Raw genomic sequence first — 25,936 nt, forward strand, 5'->3', positions numbered from 1 at the left:
ATGGCGCATCAGAAGTCGCCGTACCAGTGGTCCGCCCGGGGCTTCATCGCCCCGGGCGTGATCCTGGTCGCGGTCCTGCTCTACCTCCCCCTGCTGTGGACGGTGTTCCTCAGCTTCACGAAGTACAACGGCCTCGGCAGCCCCGACTGGATCGGGCTCGACAACTACGTCGAGATGTTCACCGACGGCGACTTCGTGGGCTCGGCGATGAACACCGTGCTCTGGGTGATCGGCACCCTGATCATCCCGGTCGGCATCGGCCTGGCGATCGCCCTGCTCACCTGGAACCTCGGCGGCGGCATCTGGCTGCGCCTCCCCTTCCTCATCCCCTACGCCCTCTCCGGCATCGGCGTCGGCGTGGTGTGGTCGTTCATCCTATCCTCCGGCGGGGCGCTCGATCAGGCCCTCGCCGCCTTCGGCGTGACCGACCCGCCGCGGTGGCTGCTGGATGCTCCGCTCAACACGATCGTCATGATCATCGCCTCGTCGTGGCAGGGCGTCGGCGTGAACGCGCTGCTGTTCACCATCGGCCTGCAGGCCATCCCGAAGGAGCCGCTCGAGGCCGCCCGCATCGACGGCGCCGGCGGCGTGCGCCTGTTCACCAGCATCCTCTGGCCGATGCTCCGCCCGCTCACGGCGGTGGTCGTCGGGCTCTCGATCGTCGCGAGCCTGAAGACCTTCGACATCGTCTGGGGCATGACCAAGGGTGGTCCGGGCACCGTCTCGGAGACCCTCGCGCTGACGATGTACAAGGAGACGTTCGTGAACAGCGACTACGGGCTCGGCTCGGCGATCGCGGTGTTCCTCACCGTCATCACCCTGGTCGCGTCGGTGCTGTACCTGCGTCAGCAGCTCTCCCCGAAGAAGGAGATGTGATGTCGAAGATCATCCGCACCGCCGTCCTCGTCATCCTCGGAATCGTGTGGCTGCTGCCCGCGTACCTCCTCGTCGTGAACGCGATGAAGGACCCGATGACCTTCACCTCGAAGGAGTCGTGGATCCCCACAGAGTTCCACCTGTTCGAGAACTTCGCCGACGCGTTCGAGCTCTCGGGCCTCGGCGACAGCATCCTCAGCACCCTCATCTACTCGATCGTCTCACCGACCATCGCCGTGCTCGTGGGCGCCGCGGCCGGGTACGCGATCGTGGCCCTGCGGCTCAAGCGCGGCTTCCTGTGGTTCGTCGTGATCTTCGGCGGCACGGTGTTCCCGCTGCAGATGGTGCTGCTGCCCCTGTTCGACGCATACTCGCGCATCGGACTCTTCGACACCCGCGTGGGCATGGTGATCATCTACACGGTGATCTCGATCCCGTTCTCGGCCTTCGTCATGCGCAACTTCTTCACCGGTGTCGCGCACAACGTGTTCGAGGCCGCGGTGCTCGACGGCGCCACCACCTGGCGCATCTTCGTGCGGCTGTACCTGCCGATGGCGTCGAGCGCGCTGGTCGCGATCTTCATCCTGCAGGCGACGTTCGTGTGGAACGACCTGCTGCTCGGCCTCACGCTCAGCCAGTCCGACGACATCCGCCCGATCATCACGACCCTGTCCGGCATGCAGAGCACCTATGGCGGCGCGCAGATGTCGGTCGTGCTCGCCGCGGCCGTGCTCGTCTCGCTCCCCACAGTGGTGCTGTTCCTCTGCACGCAGCGGTTCTTCGCCAAGGGCCTCGCGCTCGGCCAGTACTGACCCCTCTCCCGCCCCTCGCCCCGCCCCTCGAAAGGCATCATGCATCCGCTCATCCCCACCGTCGAGGACCTCGCCGCCGATGCGGTCACCCACCACTACGACGACATGATCGCGCCGACCGGCCTCACGAACATGTTCGGCACCGTGCGCGTCGACCACGACCTGACCGCGATCAGCGCGGTGCAGTTCCCTCCCGTGTCGCAGGGCCTCACCCAGACCGCGGTGCTGTTCGTCGACGGCCGGCTGTTCGCGTCGTACGGCGTGCCCGTGACGCACGAGTGGCGGGCGGACCGGGTGGTGCGGCGGGCGACCGTCGGTGAGCTCGAGATCGAGACGACGACGGTGTGTGTGCCGGGGAAGACAGCGGTGGCGATCGACATCGCCGTGCGGAACACCGGATCGCAGGATCGGGAGGTGCGGATCGGGCTCTCCGCGGCCGCCCGGGTCACGCGCTCGCAGGAGGCCTGGCTCGACGCGGAGTCGCCCTCCGAGCGCGACACCGCGACCGTCGACGGCGAGCGCCTGCTGTTCTCGTCGGCGGATGCGGCGGCCTGGAGCGCGCAGGGACTGGCGGGCGGATCGGCGGCGCTGAGCGGAGTGGCCTCGCTTCCCGAGGCGTTCGACACCGGCATCGGCGGGAACGGCCGCGGCGGCGAGCTGTCGGTGGCGCTCGCCGTGCCGGCCGGGGGCGTCGCGCGCACGGCCTACGTGCAGGCGGTCGGGATCTCCCGCGACGATGCCGCGCGCACCTATGACGCCGTGATGGCCGACGTGCCCGGTGCGGTCGCCGCGGCCGAGGAGTTCTGGAACCGGCAGCTGCACGCCGCCTTCGACCCCGACGACGGGGAGTTCTCCGGGGCGCTGCCCGTGCTCGAGACGGCATCCGTGCCGCTGCGCCGCCTGTACTGGTGGGCGGTGCTCGGCGTGATCTGGTTCCGCCGCGACTTCGCCGGGAACGTGCTCGGCCGCTCGTACGACACCCTCATGCCGAACTACTGGGGCACCACCACGTTCATCTGGGACTACAGCCTGAGCTCGGTCAGCCACGCGCTGCTCGACCCCGCCGAGATGCGGAACCAGGTGCGGCACTGGATCTCGCTCGACATCCACTCGCACTTCGGTACCTCTTCGCTCACCGGCGGGCCGGTCGGCCGGTGGTACTCCGTGAACGACTACGCCATGACCCGGCTCGTGCACGACTACGTGCGCTTCACCGGCGACACCGCGTTCCTCGACGAGATCGTCGGCGACGAGACGGTCGCCGAGTCGGTGCGGCAGTGGGCGATGGCGTGGAAGAAGTTACGCCGAGGCACGGCCCTCGCCGATTACGGCGAGATCGACAACCTGCTGGAGTGCGTCAGCTCGTACACGCACGAGGTCGCGAGCCTCAACGCCGCGAACGTCTGGAGCATGCGGACGGCCGCCGCGCTCGCCGAGCTGCGGGGAGACCTGTCCGGCGGTGCGGAACTGCGCGCCGAGGCCGACGCCCTGCTCCCGGCCGTGATCGAGCGCTATCTTCCCGGTGAGGGCATCTTCACCGCGGGACAGCCCGACGGCACGCAGTTGCCGGTGCGGCACTGCTACGACTTCAGCGTGGTCGGCACGACGATCGCCGACGACCTCGCCCCGAGCATCCGCGACGAGATGGTCTCGTTCTTCCAGCGCGAACTGCAGACCGACAACTGGATGCGCGCGCTCTCGCCGTGGGACCCCGACGCCAGCTACAGCCCGCGGCCCGACCACCAGTGGAACGGCGCCTACCCCGCCTGGCCCGCGGATGCCGGACGCGCTCTGGCCGCTCTCGGCGCTCCCGAGGTGCTCGCCTCGTGGGTCGAGGGGCTGTCGCGCACCGCGAACCAGGGCCCGATGGGTCAGGCGCATTTCGTCGAGGAGGCCGTGCCCGGGATCAACGGCGGCGCGCGCAAAGCCCCACCCCAGCTGCCGTACATCATCGACTGGTCGTGCTCGTCGTCGGGCGCCTGGGTCGAGCTCGTGATCGAGGCCTTGTTCGGCGTCTCGGTCGCGGCCGACGGCACGGTGCGCGCGTCCGGCTGCGTCGCCGCACTCGACCCGCACGCGGTGCTGCGCGGCCTGCGTGTGGGCGAGAAGACCTACGACATCGACGCCTCCGGAGGGATCACCGAGACCCCAGGGCTCTGAACCGTCCCCGCAGTACCCACACGAACACGAAGGAGTGATCGAGATGAGAAGACGCATGATCGCGGCAGGTCTCGCCGCCGCATCCCTGTGCGCCGGAGCGCTGTTCGCCGCTCCGGCGAGCGCGGCGGTTCCGGCCGGCGGCGGACACGGAGGCGGACACGGACCCGGCCAGTGCTCACTGGTCGACAAGACGCTCACGGCGACATCGAGCGTGAACCAGGACCTGACCGAGACGTTCACGACCTACGGGAACACCGGCGGCGAGTGGACCGGCGGCGACAGCACCTACTCGCTGCCGCTCGGCAAGGGGAAGACCGGCTGGTTCTTCTCGGACACCTTCCTCGGCACCGTGAACCCCGACGGGTCGCGCCCGACCGACTCTCCGTTCGTGAACAACTCGGTCGTGGTGCAGGACCGCCGTGGTGACCTCGCGACCATCACCGGCGGCACCCCCGACGACCCGGCCGGCATCATCCCGCCCGAGCCCGACGGCAAGTGGTACTGGATCGGCGACCCGACGCCCGGCCGTCACGGCACCGTCCAGGTGCCGCTGCTGCAGTTCGCCCGCACCGGCACCGGGCAGTGGGACTTCGCCTGGACCGCGAACCGCCTCGCCACGCTCGACGGTCAGACCCTGCAGCTCGAGGGCATCGTGGACCTCCCCTCGGCGACCGGCATCAACTGGGGCTCGTGGACCCTCGAGGAACGCGGCACGACCTACATCTACGGCATCGCCGACCCCGGCGGAGTGCGCTCGGCCTACGTCGCCAAGGTGCAGGGCAAGGACGGCCTCAAGGGCACGTGGACGTATTGGAACGGCACGACCTGGTCGGCGAACGAAGCGGATGCCGTACCCGTGGTGCCCTACGTCGCCAACGAGTTCAGCGTCGCCCCCTTCCGCGACGGCTACCTGCTCGTGACGCAGGACACCTCCGAGCTGTTCAGCACCCGCATCGTCGCGCGCACCTCGTGCTCGCCGACCGGTCCGTTCACCGACCCGGTCGAGCTGTACCGCACGCCCGAGACCGGGGCGCTCGGCAGCTACGGAGACCCCGACGTGTTCACCTACAACGCGCACGAGCATCCGAATCTGCGTCAGGGCAACCGCATCCTCGTCTCCTACAACGTGAACACCTTCGACAACGTGGGTGACGTGTACGACGACGCCTCGATCTACCGTCCGCGGTTCATCGACGTGCAGCTCAAGGTCACCGGATGACGGATGATCGCGCGGCGCTCCGGGGGCTGCTCGCCTCCGGGGCGCCGGTCACCTGGGTGTTCACGGGCGACTCGATCACGCACGGCCTGATCCACACGCGCGGTGCCCGCAGCTACGTCGACCACCTGCACGAGCTGATCCGCGGCGATGCCGGGCGGGTGCAGGATGCCGTGATCAACACCGCGATCACCGGGTGGCGGGCCGACCTGATCCTGGGCGACTTCGACCGTCGCGTGGCGCACTGGCGGCCCGACGTGGTGACGCTCATGATCGGCACGAACGACTGCACCACCGAGTGGCTCGACCCCGTGATCGAGGTGTCGGCGTTCGCGGAGTCGATCGCGGAGTTCGTGCGGCGAGTGCGGGAGGGCGGTGCGGTGCCGGTGCTGCAGACGCCGCCGACCGTCGACCTGCTCCATGCGCCCGACCGCGCACGCATCGGCGAGTTCGCGCAGGCGATCCGCGATGTGGCCGCGCGGGAAGGCGTGGTTCTGGTGGATCAGTACGCCGCGTTCGCGGAGTTCTCGGCGGGAACCGGTCCGGGCAACGAGGGCGTGCCGTGGGGACTGCTCGACGACGCGTTCCACCCGAGCGCGGCGGGGCATGCCCTGCTCGCGCTCGGGTGGGCCGAGGTGGTCGGGATCGGCGACGCCGGGTCGCCCGTGCTCGCGGACCTGGCCGCGCGGGTGGCGGTCGCGCGGCATCCGCAGTGGCCTCCCGTGTGACGGTCTGCGCGCGACAGCCGCGCACAACTCAGGAAAACCGCCGCCCGAGCGGCCCCGACCGGCCCGAAGCGGCCGTGACGGCCCGGATTTCCCGAGTTGTGAACGGGCGATCGATCAGCCGGCCTGCACGTCGAGCACCCGGGCGGCGATCACTGCGGGGCTGGACGCCCCCGGGTGAAGTGCTCGATTGCCATCTCTGCGAGCGGAATCATCGCCGAATCGTCCTGCTCCGCAGGCGTCGCGAAGCGGAGCCAGTCGAGTCCGACGCGGACATCCAAGATGGACTGGCCGTAGTAGTCGACGCCGGCGAGAGCAGCATCCGCCCCCGCGACCTCGACCGCGCTCCCGCTCTCCAGGTTCTCGAAGGCCCACGCGCCGGCCGGCAGAGTAGTGATCGAGACGAAGGTGGCGTCGTTGTAGACGTCCTGCCCCTCGGCGTACATGCAGTATTGCCCGCCGTCCTTCACGTAGTAGACCTCTGCGGGGATGCCCCATCCCCCCAGGCGAGTGAAATCGACGATCTCGGTGTGCGTGCCGAGATGTTCGGCGACCTCCTCGGCGGTGAGCAGGGTCTCGCACCGCACACCGGCGATCTTGCTCTCGCCGTATTCGAAATCTCGGACAGAGTCGGCGGCGGACGCCAGCAGACCGGCCATCGCACCGCGAACACCATCGCCACTGCCTTCCGCGAGACCGGGGGACCACACCGACCCGGTCAGGAGGATGTCGCTCTCTCGTAGAGTGAAGATGCAGGACCCCTCTTGGCAGTAGACGCCTTCGGTCCCGGCATCGCCTGCGCCACGCTCCACTGCTCCATCGATGAGCGCCTGCGCATCCGGGACGATGGCGATGCTCCAGTGGTCCGCCGGAGCGGAATCGGGATCGAACTGCTCCGCGTCGCCAGCGGAACATCCGATGCCACCCGCACGCTGCATCATGTGCTGCGCAGGGCCCGGGTGCCAGTTCGGCGATGAGGTGACTCCGAGGACGTCTTCCACGGCTCCGACTGAAGTCCCCAGCAAGTTCTCGACGGCGTCGGCCACGTCGGCACAGGTCACGTCGAACGCCGCGTCCGGAGCCACGATGGGCTCCGGGGTGGGGGTCGGGGAGGGCGTCGGGACCGACGAAGCCGTGGGCGTCGGAGATTCTTCGGGCGTGGGAGAACAGCCGGTCAGGACGAGCACAGCGACGAGACCGACGAGAACGAGAGGACGAACGCGCATGGGGCCAACACTAGGAGTCCGCGATCGACGCCGCGTGAGCGACAAGACAACGATCCGGCGACGAAAACGGCAAGACGCCGCGCCGGTAGACTGAGCATGCCCCGCCGGCCCCTTCCTTTGGAGTGCGCGTGACCACCGCCCCTGCACCTTCCCCCCAGCACGTCCCCGACTCCGTCGAGAACGCGATCGCGACGCCCGAGAAGGAGCAGCCGTACGCGGCCCTCGGACTCAAGCCCGACGAGTACGAGCGCATCAAGGAGATCCTCGGCCGTCGCCCCACCTCGGGCGAGCTGGCGATGTACTCCGTCATGTGGTCGGAGCACTGCTCCTACAAGTCGTCGAAGAACTACCTGCGCCGCTTCGGCCAGAAGGTCTCCGACGAGATGAAGGAACGCCTCATGGTGGGCATGGGCCAGAACGCGGGCGTCGTCGACGTCGGCGAGGGCTGGGCCGTCACCTTCAAGGCCGAGTCGCACAACCACCCCTCGTTCATCGAGCCCTTCCAGGGCGCGGCGACCGGCGTCGGCGGCATCGTCCGCGACATCATCTCGATGGGCGCTCGCCCGGTCGCGGTCATGGACGCCCTGCGCTTCGGTGCGGTCGACCACCCCGACACCGCCCGCGTCGTGCACGGCGTGACCAGCGGCATCAGCTTCTACGGCAACTGCCTGGGCCTGCCGAACATCGGCGGCGAGACGGTCTTCGACTCCGTCTACCAGGCCAACCCGCTCGTGAACGCGCTCGCGGTGGGCGTGCTGCGTCACGAAGACCTCAAGCTCGCGAACGCGACCGGCGTCGGCAACAAGGTCGTCCTGTTCGGCGCCCGCACGGGTGGCGACGGCATCGGCGGCGCGAGCATCCTGGCCTCCGACTCGTTCGACTCCACCGGCCCGACCAAGCGCCCCGCCGTGCAGGTGGGCGACCCCTTCGCCGAAAAGGTGCTCATCGAGTGCTGCCTCGAGCTGTACCGTGGCGAGCTCGTCGAGGCGATCCAAGACCTGGGCGCCGCCGGCATCTCGTGCGCGACCAGCGAGCTCGCGGCCAACGGCAACAGCGGCATGAAGGTCTCGCTCGACAACGTGCTGCTGCGCGACCCCACGCTCACGGCCGAGGAGATCCTCATGTCGGAGTCGCAGGAGCGCATGATGGCGATCGTCGCTCCCGAGAAGCTCGACGCGTTCCTCGCGGTCGTGAACAAGTGGGAGGTCGAGACCTCCGTGCTCGGCGAGGTCACCGGCGACGGACGCCTCATCATCGACTGGCAGGGCGAGCGCATCGTCGACGTCGACCCCTCGACCGTCGCGGTCGACGGCCCCGTCTACGACCGTCCGGTCGCCTACCCGACGTGGATCGACGCCCTGCAGGCGGATGCCGCCGAGAACCTGCCCCGCGCGAACGACCCCGAGACGCTGCGCGAGCAGTTCCTCGCACTCGTCGCCTCGCCGAACCTGGCCGACACGAGCTGGATCACCAACCAGTACGACTACTACGTGCTCGGCAACACGGCACTGAGCTTCCCCGACGATGCCGGCATGATCCGCGTCGACGAGGAGTCGGGCCTCGGCTTCGCCATCTCGACCGACGCCAACGGCCGCTACTGCCAGCTCGACCCGTACGCAGGCGCACAGCTGGCCCTCGCCGAGGCGTACCGCAACGTCGCTGTCACCGGCGCCGTGCCCACGGCCATCACCGACTGCCTCAACTTCGGCTCTCCCGAGAACCCCGAGGTCATGTGGCAGTTCGGTCAGACGGTCGACGGCCTGGCCGACGGATGCTACGAGCTGGGCACCCCGGTCACCGGCGGCAACGTCTCGTTCTACAACCAGACCGGCGACGTGCCGATCCACCCGACGCCGCTCGTGGGCGTGCTCGGCATCATCGACGACGTCTCGCGCCGCATCCCCTCCGGATGGCAGGACGAGGGCCAGAACATCTACCTCCTCGGCACCACCTCGACCGAGCTCTCGGGTTCGGCCTGGGCCGAGGTCGTGCACGACCACCTCGGCGGACTTCCGCCGAAGGTCGACCTCGCCGGCGAGAAGCGCCTCGCCGGTCTGCTCTCGGCCGCCCGTGACGAGTGGCTGATCTCCTCGGCGCACGACCTCTCCGAAGGCGGCCTCGCGCAGGCACTCGCCGAGGGCGTCATGCGCTTCGGTGTCGGCGCTCGTGTCTGGCTGAACGAGATCATCGAGAGCAACGGCGTGGATGCCGCATCCGCCCTGTTCTCCGAGTCGACCGGCCGCGTGATCGTGACCGTGCCGCGTGAAGACGACGTGAAGTTCCGCGGACTCTGCGAGGGACGCGACTACCCGGTGATGCGCATCGGCGTGACCGACACCGAGGGCGCGAAGCTCGAGGTGCAGGACGTCTTCACCGTGTCGATCGCCGAGCTGCGCGAGCGCTCGCAGGCCACGCTCCCCTCGTACTTCGGTCCGACGGTCACCGAGGTCAGCGCATGAGCGACGTGAGCCGGCAGAACCCGAACGAAGAGGACTACGGCGACCTCGGCGAGAAGCGCAACCGTCGCATCCGCATCGTCGCCTGGACCGTCATCATCGCGCTCATCCTCGGCGGTGGCGGCGCGACCGTGATCACCCTCATCCTCGGCTGACGCGGTTCCTCTCCGCCGGCCGTGAGGAGTCGCAACACGCCGCATCCGCACCTCCGCACGCGGCGTGTCTTGACCCCTCACGCACGAGAGCGCACGCGGGAGCACGCGGGAGCACGAGCGAACCATGGGCAGAGCGAGTCTGCCTGGCGTACCTCGGGCGGGAACGGAGGATCCATGACCATCCACCTCAGAGACGTCACCGCTTCGTCACGGAGTGGCTCGAGTAGCTCGGCGCGACGCGCCCGCGACCTCAGCGGGCGAGGAGATACCGGACCAGGTCGACGACCCCATCGGGATCGCGAGCCTCACGGCCGAGGGATTCCACGATGATCGCGCCGAGGATGGCCCTGCCGATCTGAGCGACCGGTGCACCGGCCGGCAGCTGCCCGTCTCGGATTCCGCCGCGCAAGCGCTCCGACAGGTGCTGCTCCACCCCGAGGCTCTCACTGAGATGCACGCCGACGTCGGCGTCATCGGCGGCGGCTGCGACGAGCGACCGCAGCAGTGCATCCCCCTGCGGAGCCTCCAGGATCGACAGCACCGAACGCAGCCAAGTCTCGACGTCGGCGAGGAGGTCACCGGTGTCGGGCACGACGAAGTCCACGGGGATGAGACGCCCGTCGACCAGGCAGTCCGCGATGAGCGCACCGCGCGAGGGCCACCAGCGGTAGATGGTCTGCTTGCCGACTCCGGCTTCCTTCGCGATGCCCTCGATCGTGAGCCGGTCGTAGCCCTGCGCGTGGAACAGTCGCGAGGTCGCATCGAGGATCGCTTCGCGCGCCGCAGTGCTGCGCACGGGCCCGCTCCGATGCTCGTTGACCATGCTCTCAGGATAGCCAAAGATGTCTAGACGAGACGTGCCGTATGATCTTTCGAGTCTGAAGGAGACCACTGTGGCTTCACTGCTCTACCGTCTGGGTTCGTTCGCTGCACGCAAGGCGTGGACGGTGATCGTGTCGTGGGTCCTGATCCTCGGCATCGGTGTCGGCGCCTTCCTCACCCTCGGCGGCACGCTCAGCAACAGCTTCGACATCCCGGGCACCGCGTCGGGCGCGGTGACCGACGAGCTCGCCGACAAGCTCCCGGATTCCGCGGGCGGCACCGGAACGGTCGTCTATCGCACCACCGACGGTTCGGCGTTCACCGACGAGCAGAAGGAGGAGATCTCCGACCTCGCTGCGAGTGCCGAGGATCTCGACGGCGTCGCGTCCGTGATCGACCCGTTCGACGCGCAGCAGCAGCAGGCCGACCGTGCGAAGGAGCTCGCCGACGGCCAGAAGCAGATCACCGACGGCCGCGCCCAGCTGGATGCCGCGCAGACGCAGATCGACGAGGGTCGGGCACAGATCGAGGCCGGCCTCACTCAGCTCACGGCCGCGCGCACCCAGGCGGAGCAGGCCGGAGCAGGCCCGGAGCAACTCGCCGCCCTCGACGCCCAGTTGGCGGCACTGAACGCCCAGGCCGCCGACCTCGAGGCCCAGAACGCGAAGCTCGACCAGTCCCGCATCACCCTGCAGGAGAACGCCGATCAGGCGGAGCTGGGCTCGACCCTCCTCGACCTGGCCGACGGCATCGGCGTGGTGTCCGAAGACGGGTCCACCGCGATCGTCAACATCTCTTTCGTCGACCCGCGACTGGAGCTCTCCGAAGAGGTCAAGCAGGGAACGATCGACCACTTCGCCTCCGCACCGGTCGACGGCACCGAGGTCGACTTCGGCACCGACATCGCGCAGGGCGTGCCCGAGATCTTCGGCGTCGGCGAAGCGGTCGGCCTGGTGTTCGCCGCGATCGTCCTCATCGTGATGCTCGGCTCGCTCATCGCCGCCGCCCTCCCCATCGTCACCGCCATCGTCGGCGTCGGTGTCGGAGTCACGGCATCCCTCGCGTTCTCCGGCGTGGTGGACATGGCGTCCGTGACACCGGTGCTGGGCGTGATGCTCGGCCTCGCGGTCGGCATCGACTACTCGCTCTTCATCGTCAACCGACACCGCAAGCAGCTGCTCGCAGGGGTTCCGGTGCGCGAATCCATCGGCCTGGCCACCGGCACGTCCGGCACCGCCGTGGTGTTCGCCGGCACGACCGTGATCGTCGCGCTCCTCGCGCTCAACGTGACCGGCGTCCCGTTCCTCGGCCTCATGGGCACGGTCGGCGCGGTGTGCGTCGCGGTGGCCGTGCTCGTCGCGATCACCCTCGCGCCCGCCATCCTCGGGCTCGTCGGCGACCGTCTGCTCAGCCGCCGCGCTCGCGCGACGGTCGGGCAGGAGCATGCCGCGGGCAAGCCGGTGAAGCGGATGTCGACCCTGCGCGCCGTCGTCACGACGCTCGTGAGCGTGGTCGCGCTGCTCATCATCGCGATCCCCGCCATGTCGATACGGCTCGGGCTGCCGGACGGATCGAGCGAACCGAGCGACTCGACCAGCTACCGCGCGTTCCAGACCGTGGACGAACAGTTCGGCGAAGGCGCGAACGGCCCCCTGCTGGTCACCGCGACCCTCGACGACGCGGTCACCGACGACGATCTGCTCTCCACGCAGGTCACGATCGCGCAGGCCATCGCCGACCAGGACGACGTCGCGGCGGTCGCGCCGATCGCCACCTCCGACGACAACACCCTCCTCGCATTCCAGGTCGTCCCCGAGGAGGGCCCGAACAGCGCCTCCACCGAGAGGCTCGTGCAGGACCTGCGCTCGATGCCGGCCATCGGCGACGGCATCACCCTCGGCGTCGCGGGTCAGGCCGCGATCAACATCGACATCTCCGAGGCTCTGGCCGGAGTCCTGCCGCTGTACCTCGTGGTCGTGGTCGGCCTCTCGCTGCTCATCATGATCGTGGTGTTCCGCTCCCTGCTGGTGCCGCTCATCGCGACCGGCGGCTTCGTGCTCTCGCTGTTCGCGACGTACGGCCTGATCGTCGCGGTGTTCCAGTTCGGCTGGGGCGCCGAGATCATCGGGCTGCACAGCACCGGGCCGATCCTGAGCTTCCTGCCGGTGATCCTCGTCGGCATCCTGTTCGGACTCGCGATGGACTACCAGCTGTTCCTCGCCTCCGGTATGCGCGAGGCGTATGTGCACGGCGCCTCGGCGCGCGATGCCGTGGCCCAGGGCTTCCGTGCCGGCCGTTCGGTGGTGACCGCCGCCGCCCTCATCATGGTGTCGGTGTTCGGCGGGTTCATCTTCTCGGAGTCGACGATCATCCGCTCGATCGGGTTCGGCCTCGCGTTCGGTGTGCTGCTCGATGCGTTCGTGGTGCGGATGCTGCTGATGCCCGCGCTCATGCACCTGCTCGGCCGTTCGGCGTGGTGGCTGCCGCGCTGGCTCGACCGCATCCTGCCGAACGTCGACATGGAGGGCGCCGCCCTCGAACGCGATCACCCCGGGATGAAGGCCGTGGCCGTCCCGACGACGACCGACTCGGTGCCGACGAGCGGGCACTCGGCCTGAGGCGCGTCGCAGATTCGCGTCGAGGTCGCAGTGTTCCGCCTGGATCCTGCGACCTCGACGCGAAAGTGCGACCTCGGGGGCCGGGGTGTCGGCGGGGATGCCTAGAGTGGGCGCATGAGTCCTGACCCCCGCGCGCTGCTGCAGGAGCTGCGCGCTCAGGCCGAGGCCCGCGTGCAGGCCACGGCCGCGACCCTCGACGAGCTCACCCACGACCGCGAGAGCTCGAACGACGACGACGAGCACGACCCCGAGGGCGTCACGCTCTCGTCGGAGTGGTCACGGCTGACCGGGCTCGCCGAGGCGGCAGCGTCCGAACTCCGACAGGTCGACGATGCGCTGGCGCGAATGGATGCCGGCACCTACGGCGTCTGCGCGAACTGCGGCAGGCCGATCCCCGCGGCACGACTGCAGGCCCGACCGTTCGCCGAGTACTGCGTCGCCTGCGCCGAGAAGCTCGGGCACTAGCGCTGACACGGGTGGCGCGCACGAGTAGCATCCCACCCATGCCCATCACACTCGAGAACGTCGGGATCGCCGTGCGCGACCTGGAAGCCACCATCTCCTTCTTCACCGACCTCGGCCTCACGGTGCTCGGTCGCGACGAGGTCAGTGGGGAGTGGGCGGCGACCGCGGTCGGACTCGACGGCAACCACGCGAAGATCGCGGTGCTGCAGACGCCCGACGGACGCGGACAGATCGAGCTGTTCGAGTACATCCATCCGGACGCGATCGAGACGGAGCCGACCCTGCCGAACGAGATCGGCATGCACCGGATCGCCTTCTCGGTCGACGACATCGACGAGTCCCTCGCGATCGCGGCCCGCCACGGCTATCACCCGCTGCGCGGCGTCGCGAACTACCAGGACGTCTACAAGCTCACCTATCTCCGCGGCCCCAGCGGCATCCTCGTGATGTTCGCGCAGGACCTCACGAAGAGCTGACCATCCCGCGCCAGATCACCTCGATCGCAGCCCGCATCCGCTCGACGACGGCGGGGTCGTTGACCCGGTCGCCGCGCACGACGAGCTGGTAGTAGGCGACGCCGGCGATCGCATCGAAGCAGGCTTCGACGTCGAGGTCACTCCGCAGCTCGCCCCGCGCGATCCCCACCCGGAGTGCGTTCTGCAGCGGCACCCGGCGCCGCGACACGTGCGACTCCCAGTAGGTCCGCTGCAAGGCACGGTCGGCCATCACCAGGCGGATGCGCTGCCGGAACCGCTCCTCGGAGTATCCGGGAGCCGAGGGGGCGACGCCGTCGGCACCGAGTCCGAGCCCCGCGAGCAGGATCTCGTGCAAGTCGGCATCGGCGGGATACTCCGGCGGCACCTCGCGGCCGACGTCGAGCGCCGCGGCGATCAACAGGGTGAGTGAGGGCCAGCGCCGGTACAGCGCCGCCCGGCTCACCCCGCTGCGGGCGACCACGCGCGACACCGTGACCTCGTCGCCCGCGTCGATGATGCCGAGCGTCGCCGCGACGATCTGCCCGTCGAGGTCTTCGTCGCGCGGACGACCGGGGCGGCGGCGAACCGCGGCCCCGGCATCCGCCGTCAGGACCGTCACGCGGCGAGCGCCCGCTCGCGCAGCCGGGCGATCGTGGCATCCGAGAGTCCCGCGGCGCGCAGCGGGGTGAGCGGGTCGCCGTGCTGTGCGCGGAGGGTGTCGAGCAGGCTGCGCATCGACACGTCCATCGACCCCTCGAGCAGCGACGAGGTCTTCCCGAGCGCATCGGCGTCGAAGCCCAGCGCCTTCCACATCGCCCCCATCACGGGTGCGGTGCGCGCCATGATCGCGACCATGTTGTCGCCGGTGCGGGCGTAGTCCGTGACGATGTCGTCGTCGGCGGCGCCGAGGGCGAGCAGCAGCATCGCCGCCAGCACACCCGTGCGATCGCGACCCGCCGCACAGTGGAAGGCCGCAGCCCCCGGCGTGTAGGCGATGACGTTGAGCGCGATCACGAGCTGCGGCGCCGCACCGTCCACCATGCGCTGGTACATCAGGCCCATCGCCTCGTGGGTGAGCGCGGGCTTGTCGCGGTCGATCGACTCCCCGACATCCGCGATCAGGGGCAGGTGGTGGTACGCGACCGGATGCTCGCCCAGCGGTCCACGCCCCGTCACCGAGACCTCGAGCGGCGAACGCAGGTCGATGATGGCGGTGAGTCCGCCCGCGACGAGGTCGCCTGCGACCTGCGCGGTCACGTAGGCGAGGTCGTCGGTGCGGATGGCGAGCCCCTCGCGGAGCACGCCGCCGTCGATCGCGATGCCGCCGAGGTCGCGCAGGTTGACCGGTGCGCTGAGGACGAGGTCGGTGTCGATGATGGTCATGTGATTCTCCTTCGGATGAGGGCGCTGCCCTGGTCGATCACCGTGACGAGCACGATGATGCAGATGATGATGGCGCTGAGGTGGCCGTAGTCGTACATGCGCATGGCGGTGGTCAACTCCAGACCGATGCCGCCGGCGCCGACGAGGCCGAGGATCGTCGCCCCGCGCACGTTCCCCTCGAACAGCAGCAGCGTGTACGAGGTGAGGAGCGGCGCGGCCTGGGGCAGGATGCCGTACTGGATGACCTGTCGCTTCGAGGCGCCGACGGCCTCCATCGCGACGACGGGCCCGCGGTCGACCTGCTCCATCGCCTCGGCGAAGATCTTGCCGATCGAGCCGATGGACCCGAGCGTCATGGCCAGGATGCCGGCGAACGGGCCGAGCCCGACCGCCGAGACGAACATGAGTGCGAACACCAGGTCGGGCACCGAGCGGATGATGTTCATGACCCAGCGCGTCGGGTAGTACAGCCACTTCGGCGCGAGGGTGGATGTGGCCCCGAACGCGACGATGAGCGACAGCACCGCGCCGAGCACCGTGCCGACGACCGCCATCTGGAACGTCTCGAGCAGCAGCGCGAGGATGGTGCCGATCTTCGAGAAGTCGGGCGGGAACAGGCGCGAGAGGAACTCGCCCATGTTGACCGCGCCCTCGCCGAGCTTCACGAAGTTGAACTGGGCGCCGTTGAACGACCAGAGCAGGAGCAGGAACGCGACCGGCAGGCCGATCAGAAACCGCGCCCGCGGCACCCGGAAGGCACTTTCGAGCCGGGCGCGCTCGGCCGGCTCCAGCGTGGGGCGCGCGCTGCGATCCGCGCGGTCTGCGCGGGGTTCAGTGGTCGTGGTCATCGCCGTCCTCCTCGTCGTCGTAGAGCGGGCTCAGGGCGGCGGCATCCAGCTGCGAGGTCGCCCCCGAGACGAGCATCTCGCCGTGCCGCAGCCCGACGATCCGGTCGCTGTGCGCGAGAGCGAGGGGCAGCACGTGCAGGCTCACCAGCACCGGGATGCCGTCGTGCGTCGCGATCTCGCGCAGCAGTTCGAGCACCGAGCCCGCGAGCTTCGGGTCCAGCGAGGCCACCGGTTCGTCGGCCAGGATCACCTTCGGCTGCTGCATCAGTGCCCGGGCGATCGCCACGCGCTGCTGCTGTCCGCCCGAGAGCGAGCGGGCGGGGGCGGACGCCTTGTGCGCGATGCCGACCCGATCGAGCAGTTCGAGCGCCCGACGGCGGTGCGCGGTCGAGAAGCCCCCGGCCAGGTTGATCGGCCCCGCGCCGTGCAGCGCGCCCGTGAGCACGTTGGTCATGACGCTGAGCCGGGGGATCAGGTTGAACTGCTGGAACACCTGCCCGACCTCGGAACGCAGCGTGCGCAGCTCGCCGCGGGCGAGATTCGTGACGTCGTGCCCGGCGACCCGCACCGTGCCGGCGGAGATCGGCGCGAACCCGGTCAGGCTGCGCATCAGCGTCGACTTGCCCGAACCGGAGGCCCCGAGCAGAGCCACCATCTCGCCCGGGAACAGGTCGAGGTCGACGCCGTCGAGCACGGTGTTCTCGTCGTACGCCACCTGAAGGCCGCGCACGGTCACGAGCGGCAGCGCCTGGCGCAGCTCGGCGGTGGGGGTGCGGGCCTCGGGAGCGGATGCCGGGGGCGCGAGGCGCGGGCTGGACAGGGTCACTTGAGGTCCTTGAGCTCGACACCGGCGACGGCCGCGATCTCCGCGAAGGACTCGAAGTCCGCTCCGTCGGGGTCGACCGTCTGCGGGGCCGCAGCGAACGCACCGTAGGCGCCGAGACGCTCGGCGTTCTCGGGCGAGAACACCTCGGCGATCCCGTCCTGGATCACCTTTCGGGTCTCGGCATCCAGCGACGGGCGGCCGAGCACGGCGCCCTGGATGTCCATCGCCGGGCTCTCGCCCACCGCACGCCACTCGCCGTCCTCGAACGGGAACATCGGGGCGCCGAGCTCGGTGAGCATGACCGCGGTGCACGCGGCATCCACCTGCCCCTGCTCCAGTGCGGCGAAGCTGCCCTCGTGTCCGCCGGCGAAGATGGCCTCGTAGTCGGTGCCCTGCTCGAGCCCGGCCTCGTGCAGCATGTACACGGGCATGAAGTAGCCCGAGCTGGAGGCCTGGTCGGCGAACGCCACGGTCTTGCCCTCGAGGTCTTCGACGGTCTGGACGGGCGAGTCCTCGAGCACGACACAGGTCGACACCGGCTTGCCGTCACCCTGGAACGCGACCAGCGCGTCGACCTCTCCGGTGTTCACGGCGAGCGCGGAGGGGAAGCCGCTCATGATGCCGATGTCGACGTGATCGGCGCGGATCGCCTCGACGACGCTCAGGTAGTCGGGCACATCCGTGATCTCGACATCGCGGCCGGTCGCCTTCTCGAGCAGCTCGGCGAACACCTCGACCGGATTCTCGGCGGTGGGGTCCTCGCCGACGGGGATCGTGGCGATCGTGATGGGGGCGTCGGGGTCGGCCGGGGCCGCCTCGGCGGTCGGGCTCTGGCATCCGGTGAGGGCGAGGGCGGCCACGCCCAGGAGGCCGACGACGGGCAGGGTGAAGCGGCGCATGATGACCTTTCGGGAGGAGAGTCCTCGGAATTCCGAGAACATCGGTATTCCAACTCCCGAAGGTGACGGGCAATTACGAGACCGCCGTACTCCGAATGGAACGTCGGATGAACGGACGGTGTCGCCGGACAGCCGAAGCGGGACAGCCCCCGAAGGGACTGCCCCGCCACGACAGGAACCTACGGCAGCGCCGGGCCTCCTGGTCCCGCACCCGGAACCGGGTAGTACACGGGCGGAGTGTCATCCCACGCCGACGGCAGCATCAGCAGGTCGTCGTAGTGGTGCATGGCGATGCCGCCGAACGAGGCGTCGTCCTGGAATGCGGTGTACGTCTTGTCGAGCTCGCCCTCGAGGTAGGTGCGTCCTTCCTCCCAGAACGTCACGGTCTCGGGGTCACCCGTGCCGGAGAGGTCCTTGGTCTCGATGCCGACCACGACCGAGTGCGGCTTGCCGATCTGATTCGCGTAGTCGATCTCGTGCTGCGCCTGGGCGATGATGCCCGCACTGCCGTCGGCCGTGTCGCGGTAGTCCATGATCGCGATGTAGTCGGTCATGTCCTGGATGTGGTCGCTGAGCGGCTTCGTCTGGCCGTTCCAGGTGATCGACGTGCAGCAGGCCGAGGAATCCAGCCAGCGCGGGATCGCGGGCCCGACCAGCACCGGCAGCCCGGAGGCGTCGCGGCGCTCGATGAGCGTGTCGAGGATCTCGAGCCACCGGTTCGGGAGCCCGCCGCTGCCGGGCAGCTTCCAGTCACTGAGGATGTACGGCTCGATGTCGACGTTGATGCCGTCGAAGCGCGCGGACTCCGGCACGGCGAGGTTGTAGTCGAGGACCTTCTCGAACTCGTCGACCGCGAAGTGCTCGAACTGCTCCAGGGCGCCCAGGTACGGCGGACGCGTGCCGCCGGCGACGGTGGCCTGCACGTGGTAGCCGCGGGCGCGCGCCCACTCCACGAACGCCACGACCTCGTCACGCGAGTCGCGCAGCATGTCGGTGGTGCCGTACTTGTCGACGCCGAGGTAGATCGTGCGGATGGGGTCGGACCCGAAGGTCGTGGTGTCGTCCATCACGGCGCCGAGGCGGTCGCGGGCGTCTTCATCGAACACGGCCTCGTAGGAGGCGCGCTCCCAGATCCACATCGCCCGGTCCTGGTCGTAGATCACGGGGGTCTCGGCGGTGGCTCCGCCGAGCGCGACGTAGGTGGTCGGTGCCTCGGAGGTGTGCCCCGACACGTCGGTCGCCCGGGCCTCGATGCTCGCGAACTCGGAACCTGCGACGGGGAAGGATGCCGCGTACTCGCATCCGCCCTGCGCCGTGGCAGCCTGCCAGGCACCGCCGTTCACCCGCACCTCGACGGCGGACAGCGCGCGGTCGGATGCCACGTCGACGACCACGTCGAGCGAGGAGCCCGCATACGCGCCCTCGGTCGGCGAGACCACCGTGACGACCGGGCGGGATGCGGCCGGGTTGTCGACCTCGACGGCGAGGAACTCCGACCAGGTCGTGTAGAGGGTGGTGAGGTCACGGGCGCGCACCGCGAGGTCGAGTCGCCCGTCGCGGTCGGCGATGTCGAGGTCGATGGTCCACGTGCCGGCGGTGCCGGTGACCGGGATCGGGATCACCTCCTGCGCCCCCACGACGAGCACGAGCTCGGAGGTGTTCGCGAACGTCCCCTCCACCGTGAGCGTCGATCCGCTGACGGTGCCGCCGTCGACGGGCGAGGTGATCGCGAGCTCGGTCGTGACGGTCTCTGCAGAGGCGGCGCCGCCGGTGGCGACCACCCCTCCGGCGAGAAGGCTCGCGGCGACCAGCGCCGACAGCCAGCGTGTGCGTCTCATCGGTGTCTCCTTCCGCTCCGCCGGGCGCGGAGTCGTCGTGACTGCCACCGTGACGCGCGGGCATCCGGTGGTCAACGAAACGTCGGAGAAGGGGAATGACTGGAGGAAGGAATCGGCGCTGCGCCGGCGTCGGCCCTGCACTCCGCTCGGCCGATCGCACGCGCGTCGGCCCTTTCGCGCGGATGCGGCCGAGGGACGCGCGATGCCCCGCAGCACCCGCTGCCCGAGCCCGACACCTTGCCGAAGCGGGCCCGAATGAATACGGTTGCACTGCAGAGACTCACGGGCATCCACGGGCCGAGGAGGGCGACATGGGAGCTTTCCCGAACACGCAGCCGCTGTTCGTGAGCCTTGCGCAACAACTCCGCGACCGCATCGCCGCCGGCGAGTGGTCCCAGGGCGAGCGGCTGCCACCGGAAGCGACTCTGGCCGCGACGCACGCGGTCGGCATCAACACCGTGCGGCGGGCGGTGGGGATGCTCGTCGACGACGGAGTGGTGGTCCGCCGCCAGGGCTCCGGCACGTACGTGTCGGCGCGCTGGGCCGGGAAGAGTCCCGTGATCGGCGTGATCGTCCCGTCGCACAGCTACTACTTCCCCACCGTCGTGGAGGGGATCACGGAAGTGGCCCGGGCCGCGGGCGTCACCCTGCGCATCGTGTCGAGTGAGTACGACGACGCCCTCGAGATCCGTCGGATCCGGGAGCTCCTCGCCGCCGGATGCTCCGGACTCCTGATCACGCCCACCCTGCACCTGGCCGACCCCACGGCGCGCCTCGAGCTGCTGCGCGCCCTGCCGATCCCGGTGGTGCTCATGGAGCGGATGCCGACGGACTCACCGCCGGATGACGGGCTCTCGGCGGTGTGCACCGATATCGTCGCGGGCGGGTACGCGGCCGTGCGGCACCTGGCACGGCAGGGCCGTCGACGTATCGGATTCCTCGGACGCCGCGACACCGCGACGGCCGACGCCGCGCTGCGCGGCTACCGGCGCGCGATCGACGGCCTCACCCTCGTCGACCTCCCGGACGCGGTGGTGCGTCGGGACTCGTGGGACGAGGCGGCACTCGCCGACTACGCGCACCGAGCGCGCTCGGCGGGACTCGACGGCGTCGTCTGCCTCGGCGACCGCGAGGCGACGGCGCTCCTGCCGCACCTCAGGCGCGTGGGACTCTCGCTTCCCGATGACCTCGCGCTCGTCGCCTTCGATGATGAGGAGGCGGCGGATGCCCCGCTCCCCCTCACCGCCGTGTCACCGCCGAAGCGCGAGATCGGACGCCTCGCGGCGAGCACGCTGCTGCGGATGCTGGGGCGCGGCGGCGACCGCACGCCGGTGCGGATGCTACTGCAGCCGGTCGTGCGGGAGCGGGCGTCGAGCGCGCATGCCCCGGCCCGGGTCTTGCAACCGCTTGCATGATCGCGCCGCGCGTCATAGGTTGAAGTCAGGCCCGACCCCAGGGCCGACGATCGAGCCGAGGATTCCCGTGCCCCACAGCCCGCGCCGCACCCTACCGCGCGCACCCGTGCGCATCGTCCATCTCGGACTCGGTGCCTTCCACCGCGCACATCAGGCCTGGTACACCGCTCACGCCGATCCCGACCACGAGTGGGGCATTGCGGCGTTCACGGGCCGCTCGCCCGATGCCGCCGAGACGCTCACGCGACAGGACGACGTGTACACCCTCCTCACGCGCGGCGCGGAGGGCGACCATCTCGAGACCGTCGAGAGCATCGTGGCCGCGCACGACGGCGGTGACACCGAGATGCTGCGCGACTATCTCACCCGCCCCGAAGTCACGGTCGTCACGCTCACGGTCACCGAGAAGGGCTATCGACGCGGATCGGACGGCCGCCTCGACGTCGCCGACCCCGACATCACCGCCGACATCTGTGCGCTGGGCGAAGCCTTCGCCGATCGGGAGAATCCACCGGGAGCGATCGCGAACGGCCTCCTGCGCACGATGCCCGCCCGCCTGCTCTGGGCGCTCGACGCTCGACGCCGCGCCCTGCCCGACGACACGATCACGCTGATCCCGTGCGACAACCTCGACGACAACGGGACCGCACTCCGGTCCGTGGTCGGCGACCTCGCCGCGCTCACCTCCCCGTCCCTCGGCGCCTGGATCGACGCGCAGGTCGACGTGGTGAGCACGTCCGTCGACCGCATCACCCCACGCACCACGGCAGACGACATCGACGCCGTCGCTGCACGCGAGGGCATCCGCGACGAGGCCCTGGTCGTGACCGAGCCCTTCCACAGCTGGATCCTGAGCGGACGCATCCGCGCCGACCGTCCGCGCTGGGAAGATACCGGGGCCTCCTTCGTGTCCGACATCGAACCGTTCGAGCAGCGCAAACTGTGGATGCTCAACGGCGCGCACTCCCTCCTCGCCTCCGACGGCATCCTGCGCGGACACGAGACCGTCGCCGAGGCCATCGCAGACCCGGAATGTGCAGTTCTCGTGCGCGACCTGTGGGATCTCGCCCAGCGGCACCTCGACGCCTCCGCGGACAGAACCGGCGTCGACCTCGACCTTCCCGCCTACCGGGCGGCGCTTCTCGAGCGATTCGCGAACCCCGCGATCGTGCACCGGCTGCGGCAGATCGCCGCGGACGGCAGTCTCAAGCTGCGTGCCCGCATCGTCGAGCCGGTGCGCCGCGCCCGCGCCGAGGGCGAGACAGGCGCGGCCGGCATCGCGGCGATCGCCGCCTGGGCCCGGTTCGTCATCGCCGAGGTTCAGTCAGGACGGCCGCTCGACGACGTCGCCGCGGAGGAGCTGGCCGCACGAGCATCCGCCGTCGATCCGCATCGCGCTCTGCTCGACCTGCTCGCACCCGATCTCGCCGCGGACCCCGCCGTGCTCGGGGTGCTCACCGACCACGCTCGCTGATCCACCCCCGCTGGCCCCCACGCACGCGAAGAGCGCCGATCCCGAAGGACCGGCGCTCTTCGGCGTCTGAGGCATCAGCCCTTCACGGCACCGGCCATCATGCCCGCGCCCAGGCGACCCTGGACGAAGAGGAACAGGATGACGACGGGCACCGAGATCAGGGTGGCGCCCGCCATGATGCCGGCCCAGTCGGTGGCCGACAGCTCGCTGCTGAACGTCTGCAGCCACAGCGGCAGGGTGGCGTTGCCCGGCTTCGTCATGACGACGAGGGCCAGGGTGTACTCGTTCCACGCCTGCAGGAACGCGAAGACGGATGCCGTGACGATGCCCGGTCCGAGCAGCGGCAGCGTGACCCGCATGAACGCCCCGAACCGGCTGCAGCCGTCGACCATCGCCGCCTCTTCGAGCTCGGCCGGGATGCCGTGGATGAACCCGCGCAGCAGCCACACCGTGAACGGGACGACCGTGCCGATGTAGAGCAGTGACAGGCCGCCGACCGTGTTCAGCAGGTGCCAGCCGTCGAGCATGCGGAACTGCGAGATGAACAGGGCCTCGGTCGGGATCATCTGCACGATCAGCACGAGCAGGATGATGAGCCCGCCGCCCTTGAAGCGGAAGCGGCTCACCGCGATGGCGGCGAAGAACCCGAACAGCACGGCGACCACGACCACGATGACGGTCACGCCCGCGCTCATGCCGAGCGCCGACCAGAAGCCGCTGTCGGCGAGGATGCCGGCGAAGCTGTCGAAGCTCAGCGGGAACGGGAAGAACCGCGGGGTGCGCGAGAACAGCTCCTCGTTGTCGGAGAGGGCGGTGTTCACCATCCAGTAGATCGGGAAGACGAGGAGCAGCGCGGCGGCCACCGCGACGCCGTTCCAGGTGCGCCGGCGGGCGTCGTTGCGATTGCCGATGGTCCGGCGCGAGCGCGGCGGCACGACGGCGGCGATGTCGGTGGTCCTGGTCATGGTCGGGGCACTCATTCCGAGACCTCCTTCTGCTGGGCGAACATCTTCGCGATGTACTTCCAGGTGAGCAGCAGCGTGAGGATGAGCACGATCGTCGCGAGAGCCGACGCGTCGCCGTACTCGCCCTGGCCGATGCCGATCCGGTAGATGTAGGTGCCGAGGAGGTTGGTCTCCTCGATCGAGACGCCCGCCTGCTGCAGCACGTAGATCTGCGTGAACACGCGCAGGTCCCATACGATCTGCAGGAGTCCGACGATCATGACCGCCGGGGTGATGAGCGGCATCGTGACGTGCCGGAAGCGCGTCCAGGGACCGGCCCCGTCGAGCTCAGCCGCCTCGAGCACCTCGGTGGGCACCTGGGTGAGGGCGGAGTAGATCATGAACACGATCAGGGGCAGGCTGCCCCAGATCACGGTGATCGCGGCGATCGTGAACACGCCCATCGGGGTCGAGGTCCACGGGAAGCCGGCCATGTCGGGGAAGCCGATGCGCGCGAGGATCCAGTTCACCAGGCCGTAGCGGGCGTCGAACAGCCACTGCCAGATGACCATGGTCACCAGCGCCGGCGTCGCCCACACGAGCAGCAGTGTCACCTGCAGGGCGATGCGCGCCCAGCTGCTCACCTTGGTCAGCAGCAGCGCGATCAGCATGCCGATCACCATCGACAGCGAGGCGCACACGGCGCAGAAGAGCACGGAGCGGAAGAACACGACCCACATGTTGGGGTCGGTCAGGATCCTGCCGTAGTTCGCCAGGCCCACCCATTCGGGCTCCTGACCGAACTGCTGCGCCAGCCCGAACTTCTGCAGCGACATCACGAACTGCTGCAGCAGCGGCCAGCCGAGGGCGATCAGCACCGCCGCGAGGAGCGGCGCGATCAGGAGATACGGGAGCAGCGCTCCCCGCGCGCGGCGCGGCCGCGTGCGGGGAGCGGGCTGCTGCGGGGACGCCTCGGGGGCGACCTCGACATCGATCACGGGAGTGGTCATCATCAGTCGCCGTTGAGGGTCGCTTCGATCTTCGCGCCGATGCGCGTGACCACCTCGTCGATGTCCTCACCCTTGGCGATCGCCGAGTACAGGTCGACCGGGATGTTGTTGCCCTCCACGATCGCCCAGTTCGGCGCCGCCGGGGTGAGGGCGCTCGTCTCGGCGATCTGCTGCTGCAGCTCGGCGTCGACGATGCCGTCGGGGATGGCCGACGCGAAGGTGGTGTTGCCGGGGACCCAGCCGGAGTCCTCGGCGAGCTGGGTCATGAAGTCCTCGCTGAGGATCAGCTTCATGGCCTTCTTCGCGAGCTCCTGCTGCGACGACTTCGCGGCGATGCCGACGTTGGATCCTCCGAGGAACTGGTGGCTCTCGCCGCCGGCCTCGACCGGGGGAAGCGCCATCACACCGGTGACGTCGGCGAGCTCGGGAGAGATGCTGTCCTGCGCGAACACGCGGTAGGAGAACATCGCGACCTCGCCGTTGTTGTACGGAACCCACGGGTTGCCCGCGGTCTCCTTCGCGTCGAGCGCGCCGAGGGCCGAGCCCTGCCAGATGGTCTGCATCTGCTCGAGAGCGGCCTTGGCCTCGGGGGTGTCGAGTCCGCTGACCCAGGCGCCGTCCTTCTCCTCGGCGTAGTTCGCGCCGTGGGAGAACAGCCAGCCCTCGAGCCCGTGCACGTCGACGACGGGGAAGTAGATGCCCTTGAAGCCCTCGACGCCGTCGGGGTTCGCCTGCTGCACCGTGGCGGCTGCGGCGACCAGGTCGTCGAGCGTCTCGGGGGCGGCGATGCCCGCCTTCTCGAGCAGATCGGTGCGGTAGAAGACGACGCTGGTGCCCGCGTAGAGCGGGTAGGCATAGGTCTTGCCGTCGAGGGTCGCCTGATCGACGAAGCTGGGGATCAGGTCGTCGCCGTCGACCTCGTCGTACAGGTCGGAGATGTCGGCGAGCGCCCCGACGTTCGCGAACGTCGCGGTCTTGGTGTTGCCGATCTCGACGATGTCGGGGGTCTCGGACTCGCTCGCGAGCGAGGTCTGGAGCCGGGAGACGATGTCATCCCAGGGCTGCATCTCCACCGTCAGCGTGGAGCCGGGGTTCTGGGCGGCGAACTCGTCTTCGAGCCACGCGACCGCATCCTCGGACACGGAGTCCTGCATGAGCCACACGCGGAGGTCTCCGCTGTCGGCGTCGCCTCCGTCGTTCCCGGTGCCTGAGCTGCAGCCGGTGACGGCCAGCACCGCGGCCAGTGAAGCGGCCGCCGCGATCAAGGTGCGTCTTGCCATTCTCGTTCCTCC

The 25,936-nt window shown here is 69.5% G+C and carries 23 protein-coding genes; 12 read left to right on the top strand and 11 right to left on the bottom strand.

Annotated features, from left to right (window positions below; translation table 11 throughout):
* Genes ACIOTO_RS05970 through ACIOTO_RS05990 form a run of 5 tightly spaced genes read left to right on the top strand, consistent with a single transcriptional unit; the run spans nucleotide 1 to nucleotide 5,792 of the window.
* On the top strand, nucleotides 1-876 hold the full coding sequence (locus ACIOTO_RS05970) for a carbohydrate ABC transporter permease (protein ID WP_105711773.1): 876 nt from the start codon (nucleotides 1-3) through the stop codon (nucleotides 874-876).
* On the top strand, nucleotides 876-1,688 hold the full coding sequence (locus ACIOTO_RS05975; protein ID WP_105711772.1) for a carbohydrate ABC transporter permease: 813 nt from the start codon (nucleotides 876-878) through the stop codon (nucleotides 1,686-1,688). Before ACIOTO_RS05970 ends, ACIOTO_RS05975 begins: the two co-directional genes overlap by 1 nt.
* Nucleotides 1,689-1,727: 39 nt before the next feature.
* Nucleotides 1,728-3,848 (top strand): hypothetical protein, encoded by a 2,121-nt coding sequence (locus ACIOTO_RS05980; protein WP_400857025.1) that lies wholly within the window; start codon nucleotides 1,728-1,730, stop codon nucleotides 3,846-3,848.
* A 43-nt stretch (nucleotides 3,849-3,891) separates the two neighbouring features.
* A complete protein-coding gene (locus ACIOTO_RS05985) occupies nucleotides 3,892-5,067 on the top strand; it encodes a DUF4185 domain-containing protein (RefSeq protein ID WP_400857026.1) in 1,176 nt (391 codons plus the stop codon).
* Nucleotides 5,064-5,792 (top strand): SGNH/GDSL hydrolase family protein, encoded by a 729-nt coding sequence (locus tag ACIOTO_RS05990; RefSeq protein WP_400857027.1) that lies wholly within the window; start codon nucleotides 5,064-5,066, stop codon nucleotides 5,790-5,792. Before ACIOTO_RS05985 ends, ACIOTO_RS05990 begins: the two co-directional genes overlap by 4 nt.
* A gap of 149 nt (nucleotides 5,793-5,941) precedes the next feature.
* Here ACIOTO_RS05990 and ACIOTO_RS05995 read toward each other — a convergent pair whose 3' ends face one another.
* A complete protein-coding gene (locus ACIOTO_RS05995; protein WP_400857028.1) occupies nucleotides 5,942-7,015 on the bottom strand; it encodes a hypothetical protein in 1,074 nt (357 codons plus the stop codon).
* 128 nt (nucleotides 7,016-7,143) lie between these two features.
* Between ACIOTO_RS05995 and purL the strand changes: the two genes are divergently transcribed.
* Together purL and ACIOTO_RS06005 are read left to right on the top strand one after the other, a co-directional pair.
* On the top strand, nucleotides 7,144-9,474 hold the full coding sequence (gene purL / locus ACIOTO_RS06000) for a phosphoribosylformylglycinamidine synthase subunit PurL (RefSeq protein WP_400857029.1): 2,331 nt from the start codon (nucleotides 7,144-7,146) through the stop codon (nucleotides 9,472-9,474).
* A complete protein-coding gene (locus ACIOTO_RS06005) occupies nucleotides 9,471-9,626 on the top strand; it encodes a hypothetical protein (protein WP_167381597.1) in 156 nt (51 codons plus the stop codon). Before purL ends, ACIOTO_RS06005 begins: the two co-directional genes overlap by 4 nt.
* A gap of 250 nt (nucleotides 9,627-9,876) precedes the next feature.
* Here ACIOTO_RS06005 and ACIOTO_RS06010 read toward each other — a convergent pair whose 3' ends face one another.
* Nucleotides 9,877-10,449, bottom strand: coding sequence for a TetR/AcrR family transcriptional regulator (locus ACIOTO_RS06010; protein ID WP_400857030.1), 573 nt, complete (start codon nucleotides 10,447-10,449; stop codon nucleotides 9,877-9,879).
* 70 nt (nucleotides 10,450-10,519) lie between these two features.
* On the opposite strand from ACIOTO_RS06010, the gene ACIOTO_RS06015 reads away from it, so the two are divergent.
* The 3 genes from ACIOTO_RS06015 to ACIOTO_RS06025 all read left to right on the top strand — a co-directional run bounded on the left by ACIOTO_RS06015 (nucleotide 10,520) and on the right by ACIOTO_RS06025 (nucleotide 14,007).
* Nucleotides 10,520-13,066, top strand: coding sequence for an MMPL family transporter (locus ACIOTO_RS06015; RefSeq protein ID WP_400857031.1), 2,547 nt, complete (start codon nucleotides 10,520-10,522; stop codon nucleotides 13,064-13,066).
* A gap of 114 nt (nucleotides 13,067-13,180) precedes the next feature.
* On the top strand, nucleotides 13,181-13,531 hold the full coding sequence (locus ACIOTO_RS06020) for a TraR/DksA C4-type zinc finger protein (RefSeq protein ID WP_029263103.1): 351 nt from the start codon (nucleotides 13,181-13,183) through the stop codon (nucleotides 13,529-13,531).
* Between the two features lie 38 nt (nucleotides 13,532-13,569).
* The gene (locus ACIOTO_RS06025; RefSeq protein ID WP_029263104.1) at nucleotides 13,570-14,007 is read left to right on the top strand and encodes a VOC family protein; all 438 of its coding nucleotides are present in this window, start codon (nucleotides 13,570-13,572) and stop codon (nucleotides 14,005-14,007) included.
* Here ACIOTO_RS06025 and ACIOTO_RS06030 read toward each other — a convergent pair.
* The 6 genes from ACIOTO_RS06030 to ACIOTO_RS06055 all read right to left on the bottom strand — a co-directional run bounded on the left by ACIOTO_RS06030 (nucleotide 13,994) and on the right by ACIOTO_RS06055 (nucleotide 19,801).
* Nucleotides 13,994-14,626 carry a TetR/AcrR family transcriptional regulator C-terminal ligand-binding domain-containing protein gene (locus ACIOTO_RS06030; protein ID WP_400857032.1) on the bottom strand — a complete coding sequence of 211 codons (633 nt, stop codon included), beginning with the start codon at nucleotides 14,624-14,626 and terminating at the stop codon, nucleotides 13,994-13,996. The two genes, ACIOTO_RS06025 and ACIOTO_RS06030, sit on opposite strands and share 14 nt — an antisense overlap.
* Nucleotides 14,623-15,390 (bottom strand): tyrosine-protein phosphatase, encoded by a 768-nt coding sequence (locus ACIOTO_RS06035; protein WP_400857033.1) that lies wholly within the window; start codon nucleotides 15,388-15,390, stop codon nucleotides 14,623-14,625. Before ACIOTO_RS06035 ends, ACIOTO_RS06030 begins: the two co-directional genes overlap by 4 nt.
* Nucleotides 15,387-16,238: a phosphonate ABC transporter, permease protein PhnE gene (gene phnE, locus ACIOTO_RS06040; RefSeq protein WP_400857034.1), complete on the bottom strand. Its 852-nt coding sequence runs from the start codon at nucleotides 16,236-16,238 to the stop codon at nucleotides 15,387-15,389. Before phnE ends, ACIOTO_RS06035 begins: the two co-directional genes overlap by 4 nt.
* The gene (locus ACIOTO_RS06045; RefSeq protein ID WP_400857035.1) at nucleotides 16,222-17,064 is read right to left on the bottom strand and encodes a phosphonate ABC transporter ATP-binding protein; all 843 of its coding nucleotides are present in this window, start codon (nucleotides 17,062-17,064) and stop codon (nucleotides 16,222-16,224) included. The genes phnE and ACIOTO_RS06045 overlap by 17 nt, the downstream gene beginning before the upstream one ends.
* Nucleotides 17,061-18,005, bottom strand: a complete 945-nt coding sequence (gene phnD / locus ACIOTO_RS06050; protein WP_400857036.1) for a phosphate/phosphite/phosphonate ABC transporter substrate-binding protein — start codon at nucleotides 18,003-18,005, stop codon at nucleotides 17,061-17,063. Before phnD ends, ACIOTO_RS06045 begins: the two co-directional genes overlap by 4 nt.
* A 137-nt stretch (nucleotides 18,006-18,142) precedes the next feature.
* Entirely contained in the window at nucleotides 18,143-19,801 is a 1,659-nt protein-coding gene (locus tag ACIOTO_RS06055; protein WP_400857037.1) for a hypothetical protein, read from the bottom strand.
* 311 nt (nucleotides 19,802-20,112) lie between these two features.
* Here ACIOTO_RS06055 and ACIOTO_RS06060 point away from each other — a divergent pair, with 311 nt between their 5' ends.
* Together ACIOTO_RS06060 and ACIOTO_RS06065 are read left to right on the top strand one after the other, a co-directional pair.
* Nucleotides 20,113-21,216: a GntR family transcriptional regulator gene (locus ACIOTO_RS06060; protein WP_400857038.1), complete on the top strand. Its 1,104-nt coding sequence runs from the start codon at nucleotides 20,113-20,115 to the stop codon at nucleotides 21,214-21,216.
* 67 nt (nucleotides 21,217-21,283) lie between these two features.
* Entirely contained in the window at nucleotides 21,284-22,690 is a 1,407-nt protein-coding gene (locus ACIOTO_RS06065; RefSeq protein WP_400857039.1) for a mannitol dehydrogenase family protein, read from the top strand.
* A gap of 74 nt (nucleotides 22,691-22,764) precedes the next feature.
* Here the strand turns inward: ACIOTO_RS06065 and ACIOTO_RS06070 are convergent, their stop codons facing one another.
* The 3 genes from ACIOTO_RS06070 to ACIOTO_RS06080 are packed head-to-tail and all read right to left on the bottom strand — an operon-like array spanning nucleotide 22,765 to nucleotide 25,924.
* Complete coding sequence (locus ACIOTO_RS06070) at nucleotides 22,765-23,670, bottom strand: carbohydrate ABC transporter permease (protein WP_081859895.1); 906 nt, start codon at nucleotides 23,668-23,670, stop codon at nucleotides 22,765-22,767.
* Nucleotides 23,667-24,647, bottom strand: a complete 981-nt coding sequence (locus ACIOTO_RS06075; protein ID WP_258134236.1) for a carbohydrate ABC transporter permease — start codon at nucleotides 24,645-24,647, stop codon at nucleotides 23,667-23,669. Before ACIOTO_RS06075 ends, ACIOTO_RS06070 begins: the two co-directional genes overlap by 4 nt.
* Nucleotides 24,647-25,924 (bottom strand): extracellular solute-binding protein, encoded by a 1,278-nt coding sequence (locus ACIOTO_RS06080; RefSeq protein ID WP_029263119.1) that lies wholly within the window; start codon nucleotides 25,922-25,924, stop codon nucleotides 24,647-24,649. Before ACIOTO_RS06080 ends, ACIOTO_RS06075 begins: the two co-directional genes overlap by 1 nt.
* Between the last annotated feature and the right edge of the window lie 12 nt (nucleotides 25,925-25,936).

Origin of the sequence: Microbacterium sp. NPDC087592 (genome assembly GCF_044743585.1) — a bacterium.
In the GTDB taxonomy this organism is placed as follows: Bacteria; Actinomycetota; Actinomycetes; order Actinomycetales; family Microbacteriaceae; genus Microbacterium.